Source organism: Mesorhizobium sp. WSM1343 (assembly GCF_055901535.1).
Genome location: NZ_CM148370.1, coordinates 1,345,177 through 1,364,724, shown reverse-complemented (window position 1 = coordinate 1,364,724; position 19,548 = coordinate 1,345,177). Strand labels below are relative to the sequence as shown.

Below are 19,548 nucleotides of genomic sequence, written 5' to 3'. Positions count from 1 at the left end.
AACTTGCGCCTAACATAGGGAGAGCGTCCCCCCTTGCCAAGCAGAACAGCACGTCTGGGTTAAGCTTTCGCGCAACCCTCAGCCGGCACTGTGGCCGCTGAAAGGCAAGGGCGGGACCGGGGCCGCGCCAATCAGCCCGGCGACGGCTAGCGCCGGCGCTAGGTCGAAGGATGGCAGGAAGCGGCCGAAGGGGGCAACGACCGGCCGCGCTTCCACCGTCGCGGACTTCAGTCCATATCCAGGCAAACCAAGGCATTCACCGGCCTGCCACACCGCCGGTTCGGCCGCGAGCGCGGCGCGCATCAGGCTCGACGGGGTTTTTCCTTCACCCGTCGCCAGCCGTTTCGCCGCTGCCGTGCCTAACGGGGCAATCAACAATGCGCTGCTGCTGTCGTTCAATGTGATGTGCCGGCGGCCGTCCCACAGGGTGCTGCCGGTGGCGGCAGCGGCGGCGGGCAGTCCGCGCGCCTCGCGGCGCAGGAATATGCCGGAGCGCCGGGAATCGACAACCGTCCGCGACAATGTGGCGCAAAGAAATCCAGCCCTCAGCCGACCGAACAGAGCCTCGCTGCGGGCCTGATCCGGCACGAAGGCAATCCCGCCGGTCGTGGCCAGAAGGATGCGCAACGCATAGATGGCCGCCTGCTCGTCACCGGAGGAGAGCAGGCACGGGTCGAGGCGGATGAGGCCGATGGCTGGCTGGCTGGCCAAGCCATCGATCAAACCGGCTGCGCTGGCGCCAAGCTGCCTGCGCTCGAGGGCGGCCTGGCCCGCGAGCATCAACATGCCCTTCACATGCTCGACACTCTCGCCGGCAAGTGCGGCCCGCACACGCGGCCGCTCGAAAGCCGCGTCGACATTGGTCGGATCGTCAGCCCAGCCGACATTTTGACGGCGCAGGACGTCGCGCAATACCGCGCGCCGCACGCCGAGGAGCGGCCGCACGATCCAGATGCGCCAGTCATAGAGGGTGGCCGGCGCCATGCCGGCAAGTCCCCGGCCGGCCATGCCGGCGTGGCCTTGGCCCTCGTCCCGCGCGTGCCGCATCAGCACCGTTTCCGCCTGGTCGTCGGCGGTATGGCCGGTGAGGATCATGCCGATGCCTTCCGCTTGTGCCGCCTCGGCTAGCAGCCGGTAGCGCGCCTCGCGAGCGGCGGCGGGCAGACCGGTCGATGGCTTTGGACCCGACCATGTCAGGATGCGGTGTGAAATTCCGAGCCTGGCGCACAGCTTCGCCACTGTTTGCGCTTCCGCAGCCGAACCGGACCGCAAACCGTGGTCGATCGTCACCGCCAGCAGCCTGGTTGCCGGCGCCCTACGTTCGAGATGGTGTTTGAGAAGAAGGAGCAGGGCGGTCGAGTCGCTGCCGCCGGACACGGCCGCAACAGCGCCGCTGGTAAAATCGATATGCGAAAAAGGGTTAGTCGAAAGGTCCGGCTCGGTGTCGAGCATGATGCATGTCGCCCAAAAGTGATCCCGGTTTCAGGACAACGACATGTATGACAAGGATCAGCAGGCAGCCAGAGCCTTCTCCTGCTTGACGCGTTCCTTGAGCGCGCTGGAAATATCGGGGTAGCGCTTGCCGACCTCGCTGAAAGTGGCGCAGGCAACGTCATGCTGCTTGAGGCCGACCAGCGACACGCCGAGCTTCAGCAACATGTCGGGAGCTTTCTTGGCCTTGGGGTAGTCCTTGCTGGCGGCAAGGAACGTCTCGGCCGCATCGCGGTATTTCTGCTGGCCGAGCAATGACTCGCCCAGCCAGTAATGCGCGTCCGCTGCTTTCGCATCCTTGGGGAAGCGGGCGATGTGGTCGCGAAAACCCTGCTCGGCGGTGCCGTAGTCGCCCGAGAGGATGAACTGGTATGAGTTGCGGTAGAGCTCTTCCGGATTGTTGGTGGCGGGCAACGCCGCGACCACCGTATCGGATTTGCCGGCCTTGGGCGCCGCCCCGGCGACTGGCGCGGTATCCTGCGCCGGCGCGGTCGATTGTGTGTTGCCGCCGGCATCGATGACATTGCCGTTCTTGTCGACGGTGATGCTGCCGAAGGTCTTTTCCGGCGCTCCCGTGCCGGGAATAACCTTGCCGGGGTCGCCATCCGGAGATTCGACGATGACGTCCTCGACCGTCTTGCCGACTGCCGATTGATCGTTGGCGGGCTGGGCGCCGGCATCGGCCGGCGCCCGTGTTGCCGGGGCCGCCGCCACGTTGTTGTCGGTGCCGGTGGTGGCGTCCGATTTCTTCTGCGCCGGCGGCTGTCCGCCTTGCGTGCCGCCACCTTCCAGCTGCTGGAAGCGGAATTCATTATCTTCCTGCTGCTTGCGGATCTGCTCCTGCATTTGCAGGACCTGGAAATTGAGTTCCTCGATCTTGCCGTTCATCTGCCGCAGCTGCTCTTCCAGGCTGGTGACAGCGGTAGGATCGGACTGCACCAGCTGAACCTGGTCCGGTTTCTTCTTTTGACCAAAAAAGCTGGGCAATTCGATACTGGGAAGATGGAAGGTAAAGCCGCTGTCGGTTGATTGCCCTGTGCCGCTCGCCCCGGTGCCGCTAGCCAGGGCGGTGACGCCTGATAGGAGCAGCAGCGCAAGCGTGCCGCTCAGAACCGATCTCAAATGCATGTGCCTCTCGCAGTGATTTCGTTAGCTTGTTCGCGCCTTCCAATCAGAATGGGACCAGCCAAGCGCCCTCGGCTCATAGCAGGAGCCGAGACTTCGGCCAAATTTTGTTTCGGGCATCCGGATATGAAAAAGGCGGCCCCAAGGCCGCCTTTCGCACAAGTATGTTGCATTTTTACCGCTAGACGGCCACGCGTCCTTTGACGCGCCGGTCCATGATGCCTCAGGAGCCAGCGCCGCTAAGCGTAGTGACCGCGCGGCGATTCTGCGACCAGCAAGAGATGTCGTCGCAAACCGCGACCGGACGTTCCTTGCCGTAGGAAATGGTCTTGAGACGGCTGGCCGAGACGCCCTTGGCGACAAGGAAGTCACGGGTAGCGGCTGCGCGGCGGGCGCCGAGCGCCAGATTGTATTCGCGCGTTCCGCGTTCGTCGGCATGGCCTTCGACGACGATGGCATACTGCTTGTACTGGTTCAGCCACTGTGCCTGGCGCGAGAGCGTCGTCTGCGCGTCGGCACGGATCGAGGTCGAGTCCGTATCGAAGAAGATGCGGTCGCCAATGTTGACGGTGAAGTCCTGCGCCGATCCGGGTGTTGCGGCGCCGGCGCCGTTAAGGCCAAGATCGGCCGCGTTGTTCGGCGTCTTTTTCGAGGCGCAACCGGCGATGGCGAGCATCGCCACCAGCGCGATCATGACCGGGTTTCTGGTAAGTGCTGCAATACGGCCCATGCCGCCTCTCCTTCGTAATTCGAGTGGTCTAATTTGAGTGATTTCGTTGATCACCCAGTAACCACGTTTGGGTTAACCGGCATTCAAGAAACACGGTTAAATTTTGGTTTAAGCTGCCCGTCCGCAGCCATTGGCCATGAGCCACAGTTGGCGCGGACCCTAGGCGGAAATACGGCCAAAACGCGACAAAGAGATGGAAAAGAGGAATTGAAGAGTTGGGGAATTGAGGAACTGAAGAGAGAATTCACTTCAGCTTTTCTCTCAGATTGATCAGCATGCCGTAGATATGGTCATAGGATCGCAGCCAATCGTCGTGTTGTGCCTGGCTGATGTATCCAAGGTCGAACGCATAGGAAATTCACGTCTCCACTTCGCTGCATGACCCCATTGCCATCGAAATGAACCGCGCGAATTGGGTTTGGAGTGAGTCTGCTTGGCAAATCCCTCAGCCAAATTGGCGCAGATTCCCTTGCTGGAGCGACGCAACTGATCAGCCAGTGCGTATTGCTCCATTTTCGGGAAAGCGAGCGTAGCTTTATGCACGTCAAGGGAGACCACATAAGCGCGCTTATAAACCTCTGGATCCTTCGCACGCTTGATGTAGCCGCCCGCCTTCTCCATTCTTCAGTTCTTCAATTCCCCAGTTCGTCTCTTACTCCAGCAGCGGCGACCAGGCAGGGTCCGAAGCGAAGTTCGCCGTCGGGATCGATTGCTCGTTGCGTCCGGTCAGATCGACCGAAACCAGTTTGGGGCCACCGGCGGAATCGCGGAAGAACATCAGCACGCGGCCATTCGGCGCCCAGGTCGGTCCCTCCTGCTGGAAGCCGGAGGAGAGGATGCGCTCACCCGATCCATCGGTCTTCATGACGCCGATCTGGAATTCGCCGCCGGTCTGCTTGGTGAAGGCAATCAGGTCGCCGCGCGGCGACCAGACCGGTGTCGAATAGACGCCGTCGCCGAAGGAGATGCGGGTCTGGCCCGAACCGTCGGCGCCCATCACGTAGATCTGTGCGCGGCCGCCACGGTCGGAGGTGAACACCACCTTGCTGCCGTCGGGCGAATAGGACGGCGAGGTGTCGATGGCGGTCGAGTTGGTCAGCCGCGTCGTCGAGCGGCTGCGCAGGTCCATGGCGAAGATGTTGGAATTGCCGTCGTCGCGCAGCAGGCTCATGATCACCTTCTGGCCGTCGGGCGAAAAGCGCGGCGCAAAGGTCATGCCTGGGAAATTGCCGACCAGTTCGCGTTGGCCGGTCTCGATCTGCAGCAGGTACACCCGCGGCTGGCCGCTTTCATAGGACATGTAGGTGATTTCCTGCCGGTTTGGCGAGAAACGCGGCGTCAGCACGATCGACCTGCCGTCCGAAAGATAGCGGACGTTGGCGCCGTCCTGGTCCATGATCGCGAGGCGCTTCTTGCGCGCATTCTTGGCGCCGGATTCGTCGATGAAGACGACGCGGGTGTCGAAATAGCCTTTTTCGCCGGTCAGCCGCTCATAGATGGCGTCGGCGATGATATGGGCGACACGCCGCTGATTGGCATCGTTGGCGAAGAACTGCTCGCCAGCCATCTGCTGGCCGGCAAAGGTATCCCACAACCGGTATTGGGCGCGGATGCGGCCGTCGGCTTCCTTGCTGACGCTGCCCGTGACCAGCGCCTGCGCGTTGATCACCTTCCAGTCGTCGAAGCGCGGTGCTGCATCGGGGTTGGTGATTTTCTCGATAAAGGCGCTCTTGTCGATCGGAGCGAACAGACCCGAACGCTTCAAATCGGCGGTGACGATCTGCGAAATCTGCGCCCCAAGCGCGTCGCCGCCCTGGAAATCCGTGATGGCGATCGGCAGCGGCTCGACGTTGCCCTTGTTGACGTTGAGCTCGACGAGCGCCAGCGCCGGCAACGTGCCTGCCGCGGTCATGCCCATCGCCATTGCTGCGACCATCAGGAGCGGCTTGAGGATTGATTTCATGTCTTCTCGCTTCTCGTACTGATTTTCGGATGACAGGGCCTTAGAGGCCGAGCATCTCCCTTGGATCGAAGGTGACGCGGACGTCGGCCCAGATGTCCTGCTTGCCGGCGGGAACTTGCAGGCCGGTGACATCGCATTTTTGCACCGCACGAACGGCACTTTCGTCGAACTGGCGATTCCCGCTCGACTTTTCGACCGCCGGGCGCCCGTCCAGCTTACCGGATGCATCCAGGTTGAACCGCACCACGACGAGGAAGTTCTCGGAACCTTCAAGGCCGACAGGAAGGGTCCAGCAGCCGCCGAGCTGGCTTTCCAGGGCACCCATTTCGGACCTGGAAAGCTTCTGACCTTGGTCCTTGTCGCCGCCGAGCGACGCCTGCTGGGTCGAGCGCTTGGCGCCCCCGCCGGATGGTTTCTGCTTGTCGAGGAGCGCGGAGATCTCGTCGGCGTTGAATTGCTTGTCATCGGATTTCGGCTTCGACGACGCTTCCTTGACCGGCTTGTCGGCGTCCTTGCGCTCCGGCGCCTTGGCGCTTTCGGCCTGCGCCGGCTGCGGCTTCGGCCGCGCTTCCGGCGCGGGAGCGGAATCCGGCAGCTGCGTCGCCTCGGCGGGCGGCTCCTGCGCTATGGCTTCAGCGACGGCGTCGGGCTTGACCTCGGGCGTCGGATCGATGGCCGCGGTCTTGTCCTGCGGCGGCGGGGTCGGCGCCGGCTTGGCCGGTGTCGGCTTGGGATCGGCCTGCTTGACCGGCTCGGGCTTGACCTCTTCCTTGGGCGTCGGCGCCGGCGCCACTTCCGTTGCCGGGGTGGGCTTGGGCTTCTCCTGCGGCTTCGGCACGTCCTCGGGCTTCGGCTTTTCGATCGGGGTCGGCGCGGGCGGCGGAGCCGAGGTCATGTCGACGGGCTTCGGCTTGGCTTCCGGCGTTATCGGCTTGTCGGTGTCGACGCTGTTCTCGCCGACCTTCTGCGCATCCGGAACGATGTCCGGGCGCTGCGTCGGCACAGGCGCCGGCTTTTCATGCATCACGGCCTTTTTGTCGCCCTGCAACGTCTGCGCAATGGCTTCCATCGGCACGATATCGACCGCGACCGACTCGACGTCGGACGACGGAAGTGCCGCCGGCGCCGTCAGCGTGAACAGGCCGAAGGTCAGCGCCGCCGTATGCAAGATCACCGATGTGGTGAGGCCGGTCTTCATCGCGCGTCTACTGGTCCTGTTCCTGCAGTGAAACCAGGCCGATGTTCTTGTAGCCGGCGGCCGAAATACGGGCCATCACCTTCATCGCCGTACCATAGTCGGTGGACTTGTCGCCGCGGATGAAGATGCGCTCCTCATAGCCGGTCTTGGAAATTGCCTGCAGCTTGGCTACCAGTTCCTCGATCGGGATTTCGGTTTCCTGCAGGTAAATCTGGCCGGCGGCGTTGATCGAGACGGTGATCGGCTGCGTGTCGGCATTCATCGCCTTAGCCTGCGTATCCGGCAGGTCGATCGGCACGCCGACCGTCAGCATTGGCGCCGCGACCATGAAGATGATCAGCAGCACCAGCATCACGTCGACCATCGGCGTGACGTTGATCTCGGACATCAGTGCATGGTGACGGCCGCGCCGCCTGTGGCCGCGCCCGCCGCGTCCTCCCATGCCCATGGACATACCCATCTGCTACTCCTCAGGCCTTGGGGGCCACTTTTTCATCGATTTGGCGCGAGAGTATGGCGGAGAACTCGTCGGAGAATCCTTCCATGCGCACGGCTATCTTGCTCGCATCGGACGACAGCTTGTTGTAGGCGATGACGGCGGGAATGGCGGCGAGCAGGCCGATGGCCGTCGCCAACAGCGCTTCGGCGATGCCCGGCGCAACCACGGCGAGACTGGTATTCTTGGAGCCGGCGATCGCCTGAAACGACGTCATGATGCCGATGACGGTGCCGAACAGGCCGATGAAGGGTGCCGCCGAGCCGGTGGTGGCAAGGAAGCCGAGGCGGCCTTCCAGCTTTTCCATCTCGCGGGTCAGCGCCAGGTCCATCGCCTTGTCGATGCGGGTTTGCAGGCCGAGCGGCGACTTGGCGCCCTTCTCGAAACTCTTCTTCCACTCGCGCATGGCCGCCACGAAAATGGCGCCCATGCCGGTGGTCTTGCGATCGGCGAGCGTGCGGTAAAGCTCCTCCAGCGACTGCCCCGACCAGAACACCTGCTCGAACCGGTTGAGCGCCAGCCGCATGCGGGCATAGGAAACCAGCTTGTCGACGATGATCGCCCAGGTCCAGACCGAGGCGCAGAGCAGGCCGATCATGACCAGCTTGACCACCCAGCTGGCCGAAACGAACAGCGACCAAACCGACAATTGCGCGCCCGGATCGGCGAGTGCGATATTTTCCATCGTTACGTCCTTAAGATTTTCCGGGCGAAGCTGGCGGCTGGCCCCTGGCATCCCTTGTGGTCGGTTCGCACGAAGCTACCGGAACAACCCCAAACTGTGCCGTTGTCGGCCTTTTCAGGGCAAATATTGGTGAAAGGAAGGCGTTCGATAACGCCAATCTTCACCAATCTCTTCATGAACCGTTATGGTTAAGGATGGGTTAGTATATAAGGCGCGGCGCATTGCCACGCCCGCACAGTTGTAACGCCATCATCCAAGCGCGAAGTCAGGATGGGTTGAGATTCAGGTCAGGCCGAGCCGAAAGCGGTGGTTTCCGAGAACCGGAGCGGAGGGTACTTGAAGTACCCGAGCACCGGAAGCGCAGGGAATCACCGTTTGCAGGCCGGCATCACCTGAATATCATCCCATCCGGGGCATGAATGCCGCCACCCATTCCTTGGGAAAGCGCCTTGGGCGGCCATTCTCGCCGATGATCGCCGCCTCGACCTTGGCCTCGACCAGCACCTCGTCGCCGCGCTTGAGCTGTTGCGCCATGAAGATGCGCGCGCCGGAAATCTCCTCGGTGCGGGTGTCGACGGTCAGGATGTCGTCGATGCGGGCCGGGCCGCGAAAGTCGATCTCCATGCGACGCACCACCCAGACTATTCTTTCGCCATGCTTGCCGTCGGCAAGCTCTGTGTGATGCACGCCGGTGAGCCTGAGATAGTCGGAGCGGCCGCGTTCGAAGAATTCGAGATAGCGTGCATGGTAGACGACGCCGGAGAAATCGGTGTCGGCATAGTAGACTCGCGCCATCAGCCGGTGGCCGAACGCCGTCAGCGCACCGGAAAGCCCGGCCAGCAGCGTCGCCGATTCACCATGATCGCCCATTGCGCTTCCTTTTTTAGTCCCAGCGAGGCACCAGTTTCCCGCGGAACATAACATCGGATGGCACTGTTGACGGCGATGATCAAGAGTTTGACGGCGGCGCTGTTCGTGTTGGTGGCTTTGGCGCTGCCTGGCCAGACCGCGACATTCTCGATGAAGCGCGGCCTCAATCTCGACCAGTGGGTCACCTGGCCCGGCGAGGACCAGTGGGGCGACGCCAAGGCCATCCTGCCCTATCCGGAGTGGCGGAAATTCCTTGGGGAGGACGACCTCAAGGCGTTGAAGGATGCCGGCTTCGATTTCCTGCGCATGCCGGTCGATCCATCGCCCTTTCTGTCCGACCAGACCGTGGCCTTGCGTGACGATCTCTATGCCAGCGTGCTGGACTCGGTGCGCATGATCAACCGCGCCGGACTCAAGGTGATCGTCGACATGCACCTGATCCCGGCCGGCGGCAGCCGCAAGATCGGAATGGCTGAAGTGATGGGCGACCCACGGACCTTCGACGCCTATGTCGAGATGGTCCGCAAGATGGCCCGCACGCTGGCCAGCGAAGATCCCGCCCAGGTCGCCTTCGAGCCCATGAACGAACCGATCGTCGACTGCGACAGCGATGGCACCAGCCTGTGGCCGGACCGCCAGCGCAAACTGTTCGCGGCGGCGCGATCCTCGGCGACGAAACTGACCCTGGTGCTGACCGGCGCCTGCTATTCCGCCGCGAGTTCGTTGGAAAAGATCGACCCGAAGACGATTCCGGACGACAACGTCATCTGGACCTTCCATTCCTACGATCCGTTTCTGCTCACCCATCAGGGCGCAACCTGGGCCGGAGACTTCATCCCCTATGTGACTGGCCTGCCCTATCCGCTGAGTGCGGTGCCCAAGGCACAGCTCGACGTGACGCTCGACACCATCCGCGCCAGGATCAAGGCCGAGGCGCCATGGACGCGGCAAAGCGGCCTGCTTGCCTATCTTGACGAACAGGTCGCCAGCATGGACACCCCCGACAGACTGCTCGGCTTGATGGATGCGCCGTTCGAAAAGGTCGAGGCGTGGGCGAGGGCCAACGGCGTCAAGCCTGGAAACATCACGCTGGGCGAGTTCGGCATGATCCGCCAGGAATACGGCAATTCCTATGTGATGCCCGCTGGGTATCGGGCCGCCTATGTCAGGGACATGATCGCGCGTGCCGAAGCACATGGCTTCTCATGGTCGGTGTGGAGCTATGGCGGCGCCTTCGGCATCGTCGATGCCTTCAACGGCGACAAGGCCGAGCCGGATGTGATGGACGCGATCAAATCGCTTCACTGAGGCGATCTGGATTTAGCCAAGGTCGATCGACAGGATTTCCGGCCGCATCCCGAAACGCACCGGCAATATGCTGAAACCGAGCCCGCCGGAGACGATCAGATTGCGATCGTTCTCGACGACGTGGCCATAGGCGTAGCGGTTGCCGAAACGCGATGGCACGACCGGCGAATAGCCGAACAGCCGAATTTGTCCGCCGTGGGTGTGGCCGGACAGGGTCAGCGAGACGCGCCACGGCACTTTCGGAAAAATATCCGGCTCGTGCGCAAGCAGGATGATGGGCGAGGTGTCGCTGACCTTGGCCAGCGTGCCGTCGAGATCGTCCAGCCCCGTGAAGCCGGCGCGGTCCCTGGTCGGCAGCAGAGCGAGCTGGTCGGCGAGCCCGGCAATCCACACACCATGCCCATCCTTTTCCAGGCGCACGACATCGTTCTCCAGCACCGGAATGCCGACTTTCTCCAGGGCCTTGCGCGCTACGGTCGGGCCGGCCCCGGCGCGCTGCGCGAAGCCATCTGCCCACCAGTCATGGTTGCCGAGAATCGAGAGCACGCCGAGCGGTGCCTTGAGGTTTGAGAGGGCGGAGGCCCATTGCGACGGCGTCACCGGGCCGGTCACCAACGACATGCCGGCGATATAGTCGCCGAGCAGGACGATCACGTCCGGCTGCAGGGCATTCGCGTCTTCGACAAGTGAGGCGATCCGCTCCGGCGTCATCCATGGCCGGCAGGCATGGATATCGGCAAGCGCGACGATGCGCAGCTTCAGGCCATCAGGCCAATGCGGCGGCGTTAGCGCATAGCGTTTCACATGCGTCAGCAGCATCGGCTCTATGCCGGCCGCATAGGCGCTGAACGCGGCAACCGACAGAACCGACCCGCCGATGAAGCGCAGGAATCCGCGTCTGGTGATCATTGCATGGCTCCGGCAAACCATCGGAGCGAGACTGCCCCGGGATGGCACCGCCACCAGAGCCGACGAATACGCCGGCAAACCGGCGAAGCCGAGGATATTTTGCGCAGGCCGCTCACAGATCCTTCGTCGGCCCGGAACCTGCGCCTGATCGCCCGGCCGCTATTCTTCCTGGAACAGGTTGATCTGCTGCTGCGCCAGATCCTTCGGCGCGTCGAGGCCGAGATGGCGCCAGGCATTGGCCGTCAGCATGCGGCCGCGCGGCGTGCGCTGGATGAAACCCTGCTGGATCAGATAAGGCTCGATGATGTCCTCGATGGCATCGCGCGGTTCGGACAGGCCTGCGGCGATCGTCTCGATGCCGACCGGCCCGCCGCCGAAATTGCGCGCAATCATGCTGAGGTACCGGCGGTCGAGCGAGTCGAGGCCGAGCGCATCGACTTCCAGCCGGGTCAACGCTTCGTCGGCGATCTTGCGGTCGACGTGGCCATCGCCGGCCACCGAGGCGAAATCGCGCACACGGCGCAACAACCGGCCGGCGATGCGTGGCGTGCCCCGCGCGCGCCGCGCGATCTCCAGCGCGCCGTCGTTGCCGAGCGGCATTTGCAGGATACGCGCGCCACGCCGCACGATCTGCTCCAGCTCCTCGACCGTGTAGAAATTGAGCCGTACCGGAATGCCGAAACGGTCGCGCAACGGATTGGTGAGCAGGCCAAGCCGCGTGGTGGCGGCGACGAGCGTGAAGCGGGCGAGGTCGATCTTGACCGAGCGCGCCGCCGGGCCTTCGCCGATGATCAGGTCGAGCTGAAAATCCTCCATCGCCGGATAAAGGATCTCCTCCACCGCCGGGCTCAGCCGATGGATCTCGTCGATGAACAGCACGTCGCCTTCCTCGAGATTGGTCAGCAGCGCGGCAAGATCGCCGGCCTTGGCGATGACCGGACCCGAGGTCGAGCGGAAATTGACGCCGAGCTCGCGCGCCATGATCTGCGCCAGCGTCGTCTTGCCGAGACCAGGCGGCCCGACGAACAGCACATGGTCGAGCGCCTCGCTGCGGCTCTTGGCGGCCTCGATGAACACTTTGAGATTGGCCCGCGCCGCCGCCTGGCCGACGAAATCGTCGAGCGTCTGCGGCCGCAAGGTCTGCTCGGCATCCTCGCCGCGTTTTTCCGGTGCAATCAAGCGGGGCGACAGGCTCATGCCGCCTTCCTTGCACACGGCAAGGGGCTGAACAAGCGGCGGCTCACCGCGCAAGTTCCTTCAGCCCGAAGCGAATCAGCTTCGGCGCATCGGCATCCTCGCCCGCCGTCTTCAGCGCCGCCGCCACCGCATTGGCGGCCGTGTCGCGCGAATAGCCGAGATTGACCAGCGCCGAGACCGCGTCGGTGATCGGCGCGGATGCCACGCCGTCGCCGAGCTCCTGTTTCAGGCCGATGGTGCCCGAAGCGGTTCCGGCATAGGCCGGCGCTTTGTTCTTCAGTTCGGTGACGATGCGCTCGGCCACCTTCTTGCCGACGCCGGGTGCGCGAGAAACCATGGCGATGTCGCGCAGCGCAATCGCATTGGCGAGATCTGCCGGCGCCAGCGTCGACAAGATGGCCAGCGCCACCTTGGCGCCGACGCCCGGAACATTGTTCATCAGCAGCCGGAACCACTCGCGTTCCAGCACTGACTGGAAGCCGTAGAGCCGCAGCATGTCCTCGCGGACATAGGTCTCGATGAACAGCACCACCGCTTCGCCGGGCGAAGGCAGCGCCGCCAGCGTGCGCGCTGAACAATAGGCGACGTAGCCGACGCCATGGATATCGACGAGGCAATGATCCTCGTCGACCTCGTCCAGCGTGCCCTTGAGCTTGCCGATCATTGGACGCAATCCCCGTTAGGGATGAGTATCGGGCGTGATGAGCTCGACATCTGGAAAGTACTTTCTGAAACCTGCGGGATCGCGAGTAAGAATGGGATAGCCTCGGATGGCAGCGTGAGCCCCAATCAAGAAGTCGGGCATCACCTTCTCTCGAGGTCCGCCCAACCGCCGATAGACCGAGAACGCTCTCGACGCAGCAAAGGCCGCCTCGAACGGGAGACTTTCGCGCCGGAACTCGTCTTCAGGCAAGGCATCATCGACATCGTCTATCGCCTCATAGCGCATCGAAAACTCGGCGTAGATAATCTGATTGATGACCAGGCTGCCTTGCTTGAGGGCAGACACCATTTTGGACCACGACCACTTTGACCAGACGGGATCGCGAACGGCGATATCGACAAGCACGTTGGTGTCGACAAGCGTCGCCAAGATTAGCGATCCCGGGTCAAAGCCATGACGGCATCGGCATTCATTGTCTGATCGCCGCTGCCCTCAAGCCGATCGAGCGCAGCAAGAAAACGATCGAGTCTTTCGCGGTCGGCCAACCGCCCCTTGTCATGCTTCGGCGTGATCGTGATCTTGCCGCCTTCGATGCCGAAGATGACTTCGCTGTTGGCGCCAATCCCAAATGTCTCCCGCAGATCCCGTGGGATTGTCACTTGACCTTTGCTCGTCACACGCATGAAACACCCCTTTCTTACAAGTAAGGATTATTCCAACCCGGTGAACAAGTCAAGAACATCTCTATCCAGCGAGTGCCATCCGGTAGGCCACGCTTTGCCGGTGATGCGCGTGGCAGATGGCGATGGCGAGCGCGTCGGCGGCATGCTCGGTATCGAAAATGGCTTTCGGCAACAGCACCTTCACCATCATGTGGATCTGCTTCTTGTCGCCATGGCCGACGCCGATCACCGCCTTCTTGACGGCGTTGGGCGCATATTCGGCAACGACAAGCCCGGCACGCGCCGGCACCAGCATGGCGATGCCGCGTGCCTGGCCGAGCTTCAGCGTCGCCACGGCGTCCTTGTTGACGAAGGTCTGTTCGACCGCCGCCTCGTGCGGCATCGCGCTGTGCAGGACTTCGGCAAGCCCGTCATGCAGCTGGCACAGCCGCGTTGCCAGCGCGGCCTTATCGTCTGATTTCACAGTGCCGGAAGCAATGAAGCGCAGCGAATTGCCGAGGCTTTCGACGATGCCCCAGCCGGTGCGCCGAAGCCCGGGATCGATACCGATGATGCGAATCGCTTCCGCCATTTGCCGAGTTTACCTCCGGCGGACAGCGATGCCAGCGAAATGTGAACAAACCGGAAACAGAAGGCGGACCGCGGTCTAACCTCGAGCGAAAGCCGTGTTGAGCAGGCTGATCTGGTCGGAAACCGGGTTGGGGCGGCGAGCCATCGGTTGCATGTCGACCATGGCGCCGGAGCCATAGATCTCGTCGTCCATGCGGCGCACCAACGCTTGCAGGCGCAGCGAGCGGGTGACGAGGTCGAGGAAATCCTCGGGCAGTTCGGCCCAACCGGCGGCTTCGTCATGGGCGGAAGCGGTGTCGAGGCGCACCTTGGACTTTTCCGATGCCACCTGGTCACGGGTCATCTCGCCGGAATTGGCGGCGCGCTGCAAAAGCAGCCAGGAGGCAACCTGCATCAGCCTGGTGGTCAGCCGCATCGATTCGGCCGCGTAGAGCGTGGCGGCCAGCCGCGACAGCTTCTTCGCCTCGGCCCGGCCCTTGCCGTCGAGATATTCGGCGGCCTGTTCGACCAGACCCATGCCTTCCTGGTAAAGCGGCTTGAAGGATTGCGAGAAAACCCGGCGTTCCGCCAGCTTGACGGTTTTCGCACTGCCCTTCGAAGGCTCGTTCATTGATACGCCCCTGCACTTGCAACCGGCCGATTCGGCTCCCTGCCGATACACCCGGAACCCTATCTGACTGAAGCTTGAAAATGCGCTTCGTCACCGGTGAAGGCAAGCACATGTTTAACAGAAGGTTAACGGCACCCCTGTCGGGCGGCCCCGCTGGGGTGCGGACAAAAAAAGAGAAATCGAGACAAAAAAAGAGCCGCGGATAAGGCGGCTCTCAGGAGTTTAACAGGGAGGCGTCAAACAAAGTGGCTCCAACCACTCGGTAAGAATCCAGATCACTGGATGAACATAGTAAACACCTGTAAAGCTTAATGAAGCCTTAACGGTGCAGATGTTTTTTGACCGAACGCCGCCATACTGTGCCGTAACAGCACAGCATCTCCTGCGTCAGGCTCGGCTCAAGCGGTCTTCCAGACCGCCGGCACAGCCTCACCTTCCCTTAGGCTCGGCTCAAGCGGTCTTCCAGACCGCCGGCAAGGCGATGAAGGCGAACAGCAGCATGGCTGCGTAGAAGCCCATCGAGGAGGCCGCCACCAGCGGTTCGATCGCGGCATTGCCGGCAAGCAGGAAATAGAGGCCGATCAGCAGGCCGATGCCGCTGACCGCCGTCAGCCAGAAATGAACTGTGGCGAGCGTCTTCTGCCCGATTGCCGGAAACAAATGGTAGAAGAAGGCGAAGACCGCCGACATCAGCCATCCGGCCACCATCGTGTGGGCGTGGGTCGGCATCTGGCCGTGATCCTGGCTGATCGCCATGTACAGGCCGAGCGCCATGCCGCACAGCGAATAGATGATGGCCAGCGTGAAGAAATTCCGTGCTATCCCTTGCATAATGGTCCCCCGAATTGCCTTTTCCCGCTTGCGGGAATGGGTTGATCGTCAGGCGATTGTTGTCGCCATCGGGCTCCCGGCATTGGCGCACTAATATCGGCAGCGTATCCAGACGATGTCGCGCCAACCCCCTCCCGACGATTCGTACATTAGCAGAAAATCAGATAATGCGTTCACAATCTGCGACCTCGCGCGTTGGCCGTAAGCTGAAACAGAGCCGGATTTTTCGCGACATCGTTCCGAAACAGGCGCCACGCTAAACGCCCGCTCCTCTGACGGCCGGCGCAAATCGACGCCGCCGCAAACCTGACCGGACACTGCAGGAGCAACCCATGGACTGGTACTCGATCGTCAAATTCCTCCACGTCACTACCGCCATTCTGTGGGTCGGCGGCGGCTTCGTACTGTTCCTGCTGGGCATGCTTGCCGAGCGCGCGGGCAACATCGAGGAAAAGCTGCAGGCAATGCGCGCCAGCGGTCAGCTGGGCGGCAGGTTCTTTGCGCCGATGTCGATGCTGACGCTGATCTTCGGCCTCATCATGTGCTGGTTCTGGGTCGGCTTCTCCGATTTGTGGGTACTCATCGGCCTGGCGGGATACGCCACGACCTTTTCGATCGGCATGTTCATCTTCAAGCCGACCGGGGAGCGCATGGGCGCAATGATCGCCAAGGAGGGCGTCACGCCAGAGGTTCTTGCCATCGGCCAGCGCATGATGAGCGCGGCACGTTTCGACTATGCGGTGATGCTGGTGATCATTGCCGACATGGTGCTCAAACCGACCGTGCATGACATCGGCATCCTTGCCGGCATGGTGCTGGTCGTTATGGTCGGCGCGACACTGGCTTTTGGCGGCAACCGTCGTCTGGTGCCAAGCGCCGCCTGACCCCTAATGACGGGGCGGCTGCGCGGCGTCCTTTCTACATCAGGCCGACAATGCCATCCCACAGCAGCTTCAGCGCCACGACCGCGACGGTTGCGTAGGTAAAGGGATAGAAGGTTTCCGGCCGCATGCGGCGCACCAGCCACGCTCCGGCGATGGTCGACAGCGGCGCCAGCGGCATCAGCACCGCCGATGCCGTCAGATTGGCGGTGTCGAACTGGCCGAGCGCGAAATAGGGCACCAGCTTCAGCGCGTTGGTGGCGGCAAAGAAGATCGCTGCGGTGCCCGACAGAACTTTCGGATCGAGACGGATCGGCAAGGCATAGACCTGGAAGGGCGGGCCGCCGACATGGGCAACGAAGCTGGTGAAGCCGGCGACCGTGCCCCACACGGCGGCGGCCACGCGGTTGGGCGCGGCCGCGTGATCGGCGCCGTGGCGGAACTGCAGATAGAGCCAGCGCAGGACGAAGATGATGGCGACGGCGCCAACGATCAGCCGCACCGCCTCTTCGGTCACCAGTGCCGCCGTCAGCCAGCCAAGGCCGATGCCGATGACGGCGCCCGGCATCATGTCGACCAGCATCTTGCGGTCGTAAACGCCCCACCACGTCCACACCGAGACGATGTCCATCAGGCACAGGATCGGCAGCAGGATGGCCGCCGCCTGCACCGGCGGCATGGTCAGCGCCATCAGCGGCACGCCGACGAAACCGACGGCACCGCCAAAGCCGCCCTTCGACAGGCCGACCAGAATGACCGCCGGAATGGCGGCCGCATAGAACCACGGATCGAGAAGCAGGCCTGACATGGGAGGGGACTGGTCCGGAGGGAAAGCGTGTCGACGCTTGAATAGCCCAGAATGTCGGGCGGAGCGACAGCAAATATGAGCGTGGCGGCCGCACATGCGGGCCGACGCAGGCCTGTGCCTACCGACGCGCCGAGACCAGCAGGAACATCGGCCGCTCGAGCTCTTCCGCCAGTTCGGGTTTGGCCGCAATCTGCTCTGATGTCGGACTGAACTCCTCGACATGCGCGATGGTGAAGCCGGCCTGCAGGAGAGCGTTGAGCGTGGTGCCGATCGTGCGGTGATGTTTCACCACGCCCTTGGCCAGCCAGTCCGTGCTGCGCGGTCCTTCCACCAGATACTGATCGACAGGCCACGTCTTGCGGCCTTCGCTATCGATCACCCAGCCGGGTTTGGTCGGCGCCATGAAGATCGGATGTTCCGTCGAAAAGACGAAATGCCCGCCAGGCGCCAGGGCCCGATACACGGTCCCGAACAGACGCGACACATCCTCGACATAGTGCAAGGCGAGCGAACTGTAGACGAGATCGAAGCTGGCTTCCGGCAGGCTGAGCCGATCGAGATCGGCCGTCTCATAGCTTATCCCTGCATCCGGGCCGGCGGCCCTTGCTCGGGCAAGCATCTTCTCCGACAGGTCCAGGCCAAGCACCTGCGCCGCCCCATGCTCGCGTGCCCAGCGGCAGAACCAGCCGAAGCCGCAGCCGAGATCGACGACCCTCAAGCCGCCGACATCGGGCAGCATCGCGCGCATTGCCGGCCACTCGGCGGCACCCTCCAGCCCTTCGACCGAACGGCCGAGTTGGCTGTAGCCTGCGAAGAAATCCTCACGGTCGTATATGTTCTGCGCCATGACAGTCTCGGTCTCATTTGGTCGGCACACTAACCAAGCGGCCACCGGCTTTCCACCCGGCTCGATCAGGAGGCATGCAAGACCTTTGCCCTATCCCGAGAAGCAGCCGCGTCCAGCGGTGGCGGCCGCCGCCGGATCGGCTGTGCCTTGATGATGGCGGTGCTTGTCTCCGCCTTGTCGGCGATACGGTCGAGAATCCCGTCGAGATCGCCGATCGAGCGTACGAACAGCCGGGCGACGAAGCAGTCATCGCCCGTTACCTTGTCGCATTCGCCGAATTCGGGGATGTCCTCGATCAGCTTCTGAACGATGTGCAGCTTGCCCGGCAGAGGCCGGATGCGCACGATCGCCTGCAAGGTATAGCCGAGCGCGAGCGGATCGATCTCGACGGTGAACGCCCGGATGACGCCGCGCTCCTCGAGTCGTCGCAGCCGCTCCGAAACGCTTGGCGACGACAGCCCGACCTGGGCGGCCAGCTCCTTCAGCGAGGTCCGCGCATCCTTGACCAGGATTTCAAGGAGATTTCGGTCGAGATCGTCCAGCATCTTTTTCCTTTTCCCGACAGCTTGGAGCTTTCTCCTAATATAATTAGGCCAATAGGCCATACACCCTTTCCAATCTGATGGAAAGCTTCGCGACCGCATGAGATTATGGCGGCTCAACCGATACGGAGGTTTGTTGTGAACGAGACAGTACGCGGCACGGTCGAAATGTCCGCCGCAATGGCCATCCTGGGAACGATCGGATGGTTCGTCGTCCTGTCCGGCCAGCCGATCATGGATGTGGTGTTTTGGCGTTGCGCTTTCGGCGCGCTGACGCTGCTCATCATCTGCGCCGGGCTGGGGTTGCTGCGCAACAGGCTGTCGCTGCGCATCATCGGCATCGCCGCGCTCGGCGGCGTCGCCATCGTCGTCAACTGGCTTTTGCTGTTCAGCGCTTTCTCGCGCGCGTCGATCTCGATCGCCACCGCCGTCTACAACACGCAGCCCTTCATGCTGGTCGGCTTCGGCGCGCTCTTCTTCGCCGAGCGGCTGAGCCTGACCAAGCTGACCTGGCTGACCATCGCCTTCGCCGGCATGGTGCTGATCGTGCAGTCGGCTCCCGATGCCGGCCCCAATGCCGGCATGGCCGGCACGGATTATTTCACCGGCATCGTCATGGCATTGGGCGCGGCCTTCTTCTGGGCCGTCGCCGCCATCGTCACCAAGAAGCTCAAGGGCACGCCACCGCATCTGATTGCGCTGATCCAGGTCTGCGTCGGCGTCGTCATGCTGGCGCCGTTCGCCAATCTATCCCGGCTTCCAGCCGATGCCTGGAGCTGGACCATGCTGGCGACGCTCGGCATCGTCCACACCGGCCTGATGTACATACTGATGTACGGCGCCATCCAGAAGCTGCCGACGCATCTGCAGGGATCGCTGTCGTTCATCTATCCCGTCGTCGCCATCCTGGTCGACGTCGTCGCCTTCGGCCATCGGCTGCATCTGAGCCAGGTCGTCGGCGCCACCGCCATCCTGATCGCCGCCGCCGGCATGAATCTCGGCTGGACGCTGTGGAAGGGCAAACCGCCCGTCGCGAGCCCGCACCCGATCAAGTGAAGCGGCCCGCCGGCTGCCCGGCGGATCAAACATCGCGATCCCGGCTGCCCGCCTGTTCAAGGCGGGCACTTTGCTCTATGCCGC

23 protein-coding genes are annotated in these 19,548 nt (G+C 62.8%); 3 read left to right on the top strand and 20 right to left on the bottom strand.

From position 1 onward, the window contains the following. Nucleotides 1-78: 78 nt before the first annotated feature. From tilS to ybgC, 9 genes are all read right to left on the bottom strand, one after another. The gene (gene tilS, locus AC0NIL_RS06575; protein WP_473572957.1) at nucleotides 79-1,452 is read right to left on the bottom strand and encodes a tRNA lysidine(34) synthetase TilS; all 1,374 of its coding nucleotides are present in this window, start codon (nucleotides 1,450-1,452) and stop codon (nucleotides 79-81) included. 57 nt (nucleotides 1,453-1,509) lie between these two features. Next, on the bottom strand, nucleotides 1,510-2,619 hold the full coding sequence (ybgF, locus tag AC0NIL_RS06570) for a tol-pal system protein YbgF (protein ID WP_473572956.1): 1,110 nt from the start codon (nucleotides 2,617-2,619) through the stop codon (nucleotides 1,510-1,512). 220 nt (nucleotides 2,620-2,839) lie between these two features. Then, nucleotides 2,840-3,346 carry a peptidoglycan-associated lipoprotein Pal gene (pal, locus tag AC0NIL_RS06565; protein ID WP_013529149.1) on the bottom strand — a complete coding sequence of 169 codons (507 nt, stop codon included), beginning with the start codon at nucleotides 3,344-3,346 and terminating at the stop codon, nucleotides 2,840-2,842. Nucleotides 3,347-3,616: 270 nt separating this feature from the next. After that, entirely contained in the window at nucleotides 3,617-3,967 is a 351-nt protein-coding gene (locus tag AC0NIL_RS06560; RefSeq protein ID WP_473572955.1) for a four helix bundle protein, read from the bottom strand. 31 nt (nucleotides 3,968-3,998) lie between these two features. Continuing rightward, nucleotides 3,999-5,309, bottom strand: a complete 1,311-nt coding sequence (tolB, locus tag AC0NIL_RS06555) for a Tol-Pal system beta propeller repeat protein TolB (protein WP_013529148.1) — start codon at nucleotides 5,307-5,309, stop codon at nucleotides 3,999-4,001. Between the two features lie 40 nt (nucleotides 5,310-5,349). Beyond that, on the bottom strand, nucleotides 5,350-6,507 hold the full coding sequence (locus tag AC0NIL_RS06550) for a TonB family protein (RefSeq protein ID WP_013529147.1): 1,158 nt from the start codon (nucleotides 6,505-6,507) through the stop codon (nucleotides 5,350-5,352). 7 nt (nucleotides 6,508-6,514) lie between these two features. Then, nucleotides 6,515-6,967, bottom strand: a complete 453-nt coding sequence (tolR, locus tag AC0NIL_RS06545; protein ID WP_023811855.1) for a protein TolR — start codon at nucleotides 6,965-6,967, stop codon at nucleotides 6,515-6,517. Between the two features lie 10 nt (nucleotides 6,968-6,977). Beyond that, a complete protein-coding gene (tolQ, locus tag AC0NIL_RS06540; RefSeq protein WP_013529145.1) occupies nucleotides 6,978-7,688 on the bottom strand; it encodes a protein TolQ in 711 nt (236 codons plus the stop codon). Between the two features lie 399 nt (nucleotides 7,689-8,087). Continuing rightward, the gene (ybgC, locus tag AC0NIL_RS06535; RefSeq protein WP_013529144.1) at nucleotides 8,088-8,558 is read right to left on the bottom strand and encodes a tol-pal system-associated acyl-CoA thioesterase; all 471 of its coding nucleotides are present in this window, start codon (nucleotides 8,556-8,558) and stop codon (nucleotides 8,088-8,090) included. 57 nt (nucleotides 8,559-8,615) lie between these two features. Between ybgC and AC0NIL_RS06530 the strand changes: the two genes are divergently transcribed. Next, nucleotides 8,616-9,866, top strand: coding sequence for a glycoside hydrolase family 5 protein (locus tag AC0NIL_RS06530; RefSeq protein WP_275954389.1), 1,251 nt, complete (start codon nucleotides 8,616-8,618; stop codon nucleotides 9,864-9,866). 12 nt (nucleotides 9,867-9,878) lie between these two features. Here AC0NIL_RS06530 and AC0NIL_RS06525 read toward each other — a convergent pair whose 3' ends face one another. From AC0NIL_RS06525 to AC0NIL_RS06490, 8 genes are all read right to left on the bottom strand, one after another. Beyond that, entirely contained in the window at nucleotides 9,879-10,775 is an 897-nt protein-coding gene (locus AC0NIL_RS06525; protein ID WP_275954390.1) for a metallophosphoesterase, read from the bottom strand. Between the two features lie 159 nt (nucleotides 10,776-10,934). After that, nucleotides 10,935-11,972, bottom strand: coding sequence for a Holliday junction branch migration DNA helicase RuvB (gene ruvB, locus AC0NIL_RS06520; RefSeq protein WP_063170357.1), 1,038 nt, complete (start codon nucleotides 11,970-11,972; stop codon nucleotides 10,935-10,937). 43 nt (nucleotides 11,973-12,015) lie between these two features. Then, entirely contained in the window at nucleotides 12,016-12,636 is a 621-nt protein-coding gene (gene ruvA / locus AC0NIL_RS06515; protein WP_013529140.1) for a Holliday junction branch migration protein RuvA, read from the bottom strand. A gap of 15 nt (nucleotides 12,637-12,651) precedes the next feature. Further along, nucleotides 12,652-13,065, bottom strand: a complete 414-nt coding sequence (locus AC0NIL_RS06510; RefSeq protein ID WP_275954391.1) for a type II toxin-antitoxin system VapC family toxin — start codon at nucleotides 13,063-13,065, stop codon at nucleotides 12,652-12,654. Between the two features lie 2 nt (nucleotides 13,066-13,067). Continuing rightward, nucleotides 13,068-13,319 (bottom strand): AbrB/MazE/SpoVT family DNA-binding domain-containing protein, encoded by a 252-nt coding sequence (locus tag AC0NIL_RS06505; protein ID WP_013529138.1) that lies wholly within the window; start codon nucleotides 13,317-13,319, stop codon nucleotides 13,068-13,070. Nucleotides 13,320-13,380: 61 nt separating this feature from the next. Continuing rightward, nucleotides 13,381-13,890: a crossover junction endodeoxyribonuclease RuvC gene (gene ruvC / locus AC0NIL_RS06500; protein WP_275954392.1), complete on the bottom strand. Its 510-nt coding sequence runs from the start codon at nucleotides 13,888-13,890 to the stop codon at nucleotides 13,381-13,383. Between the two features lie 75 nt (nucleotides 13,891-13,965). Continuing rightward, nucleotides 13,966-14,499, bottom strand: a complete 534-nt coding sequence (gene rcdA, locus AC0NIL_RS06495) for a protease adaptor protein RcdA (protein WP_013529136.1) — start codon at nucleotides 14,497-14,499, stop codon at nucleotides 13,966-13,968. Nucleotides 14,500-14,949: 450 nt separating this feature from the next. After that, nucleotides 14,950-15,330: a hypothetical protein gene (locus AC0NIL_RS06490; protein WP_013529135.1), complete on the bottom strand. Its 381-nt coding sequence runs from the start codon at nucleotides 15,328-15,330 to the stop codon at nucleotides 14,950-14,952. 332 nt (nucleotides 15,331-15,662) lie between these two features. On the opposite strand from AC0NIL_RS06490, the gene AC0NIL_RS06485 reads away from it, so the two are divergent. After that, nucleotides 15,663-16,214 carry a DUF2269 family protein gene (locus AC0NIL_RS06485; protein ID WP_063173250.1) on the top strand — a complete coding sequence of 184 codons (552 nt, stop codon included), beginning with the start codon at nucleotides 15,663-15,665 and terminating at the stop codon, nucleotides 16,212-16,214. A 34-nt stretch (nucleotides 16,215-16,248) separates the two neighbouring features. Here the strand turns inward: AC0NIL_RS06485 and AC0NIL_RS06480 are convergent, their stop codons facing one another. The 3 genes from AC0NIL_RS06480 to AC0NIL_RS06470 all read right to left on the bottom strand — a co-directional run bounded on the left by AC0NIL_RS06480 (nucleotide 16,249) and on the right by AC0NIL_RS06470 (nucleotide 18,411). Next, entirely contained in the window at nucleotides 16,249-17,019 is a 771-nt protein-coding gene (locus AC0NIL_RS06480) for a sulfite exporter TauE/SafE family protein (RefSeq protein ID WP_013529133.1), read from the bottom strand. A gap of 118 nt (nucleotides 17,020-17,137) precedes the next feature. Further along, on the bottom strand, nucleotides 17,138-17,866 hold the full coding sequence (locus AC0NIL_RS06475; RefSeq protein WP_473572953.1) for a class I SAM-dependent methyltransferase: 729 nt from the start codon (nucleotides 17,864-17,866) through the stop codon (nucleotides 17,138-17,140). 65 nt (nucleotides 17,867-17,931) lie between these two features. Next, nucleotides 17,932-18,411, bottom strand: a complete 480-nt coding sequence (locus AC0NIL_RS06470) for an Lrp/AsnC family transcriptional regulator (protein ID WP_013529131.1) — start codon at nucleotides 18,409-18,411, stop codon at nucleotides 17,932-17,934. Nucleotides 18,412-18,546: 135 nt separating this feature from the next. On the opposite strand from AC0NIL_RS06470, the gene AC0NIL_RS06465 reads away from it, so the two are divergent. Then, nucleotides 18,547-19,464 (top strand): DMT family transporter, encoded by a 918-nt coding sequence (locus tag AC0NIL_RS06465; protein ID WP_027162529.1) that lies wholly within the window; start codon nucleotides 18,547-18,549, stop codon nucleotides 19,462-19,464. Nucleotides 19,465-19,548 lie beyond the last annotated feature (84 nt).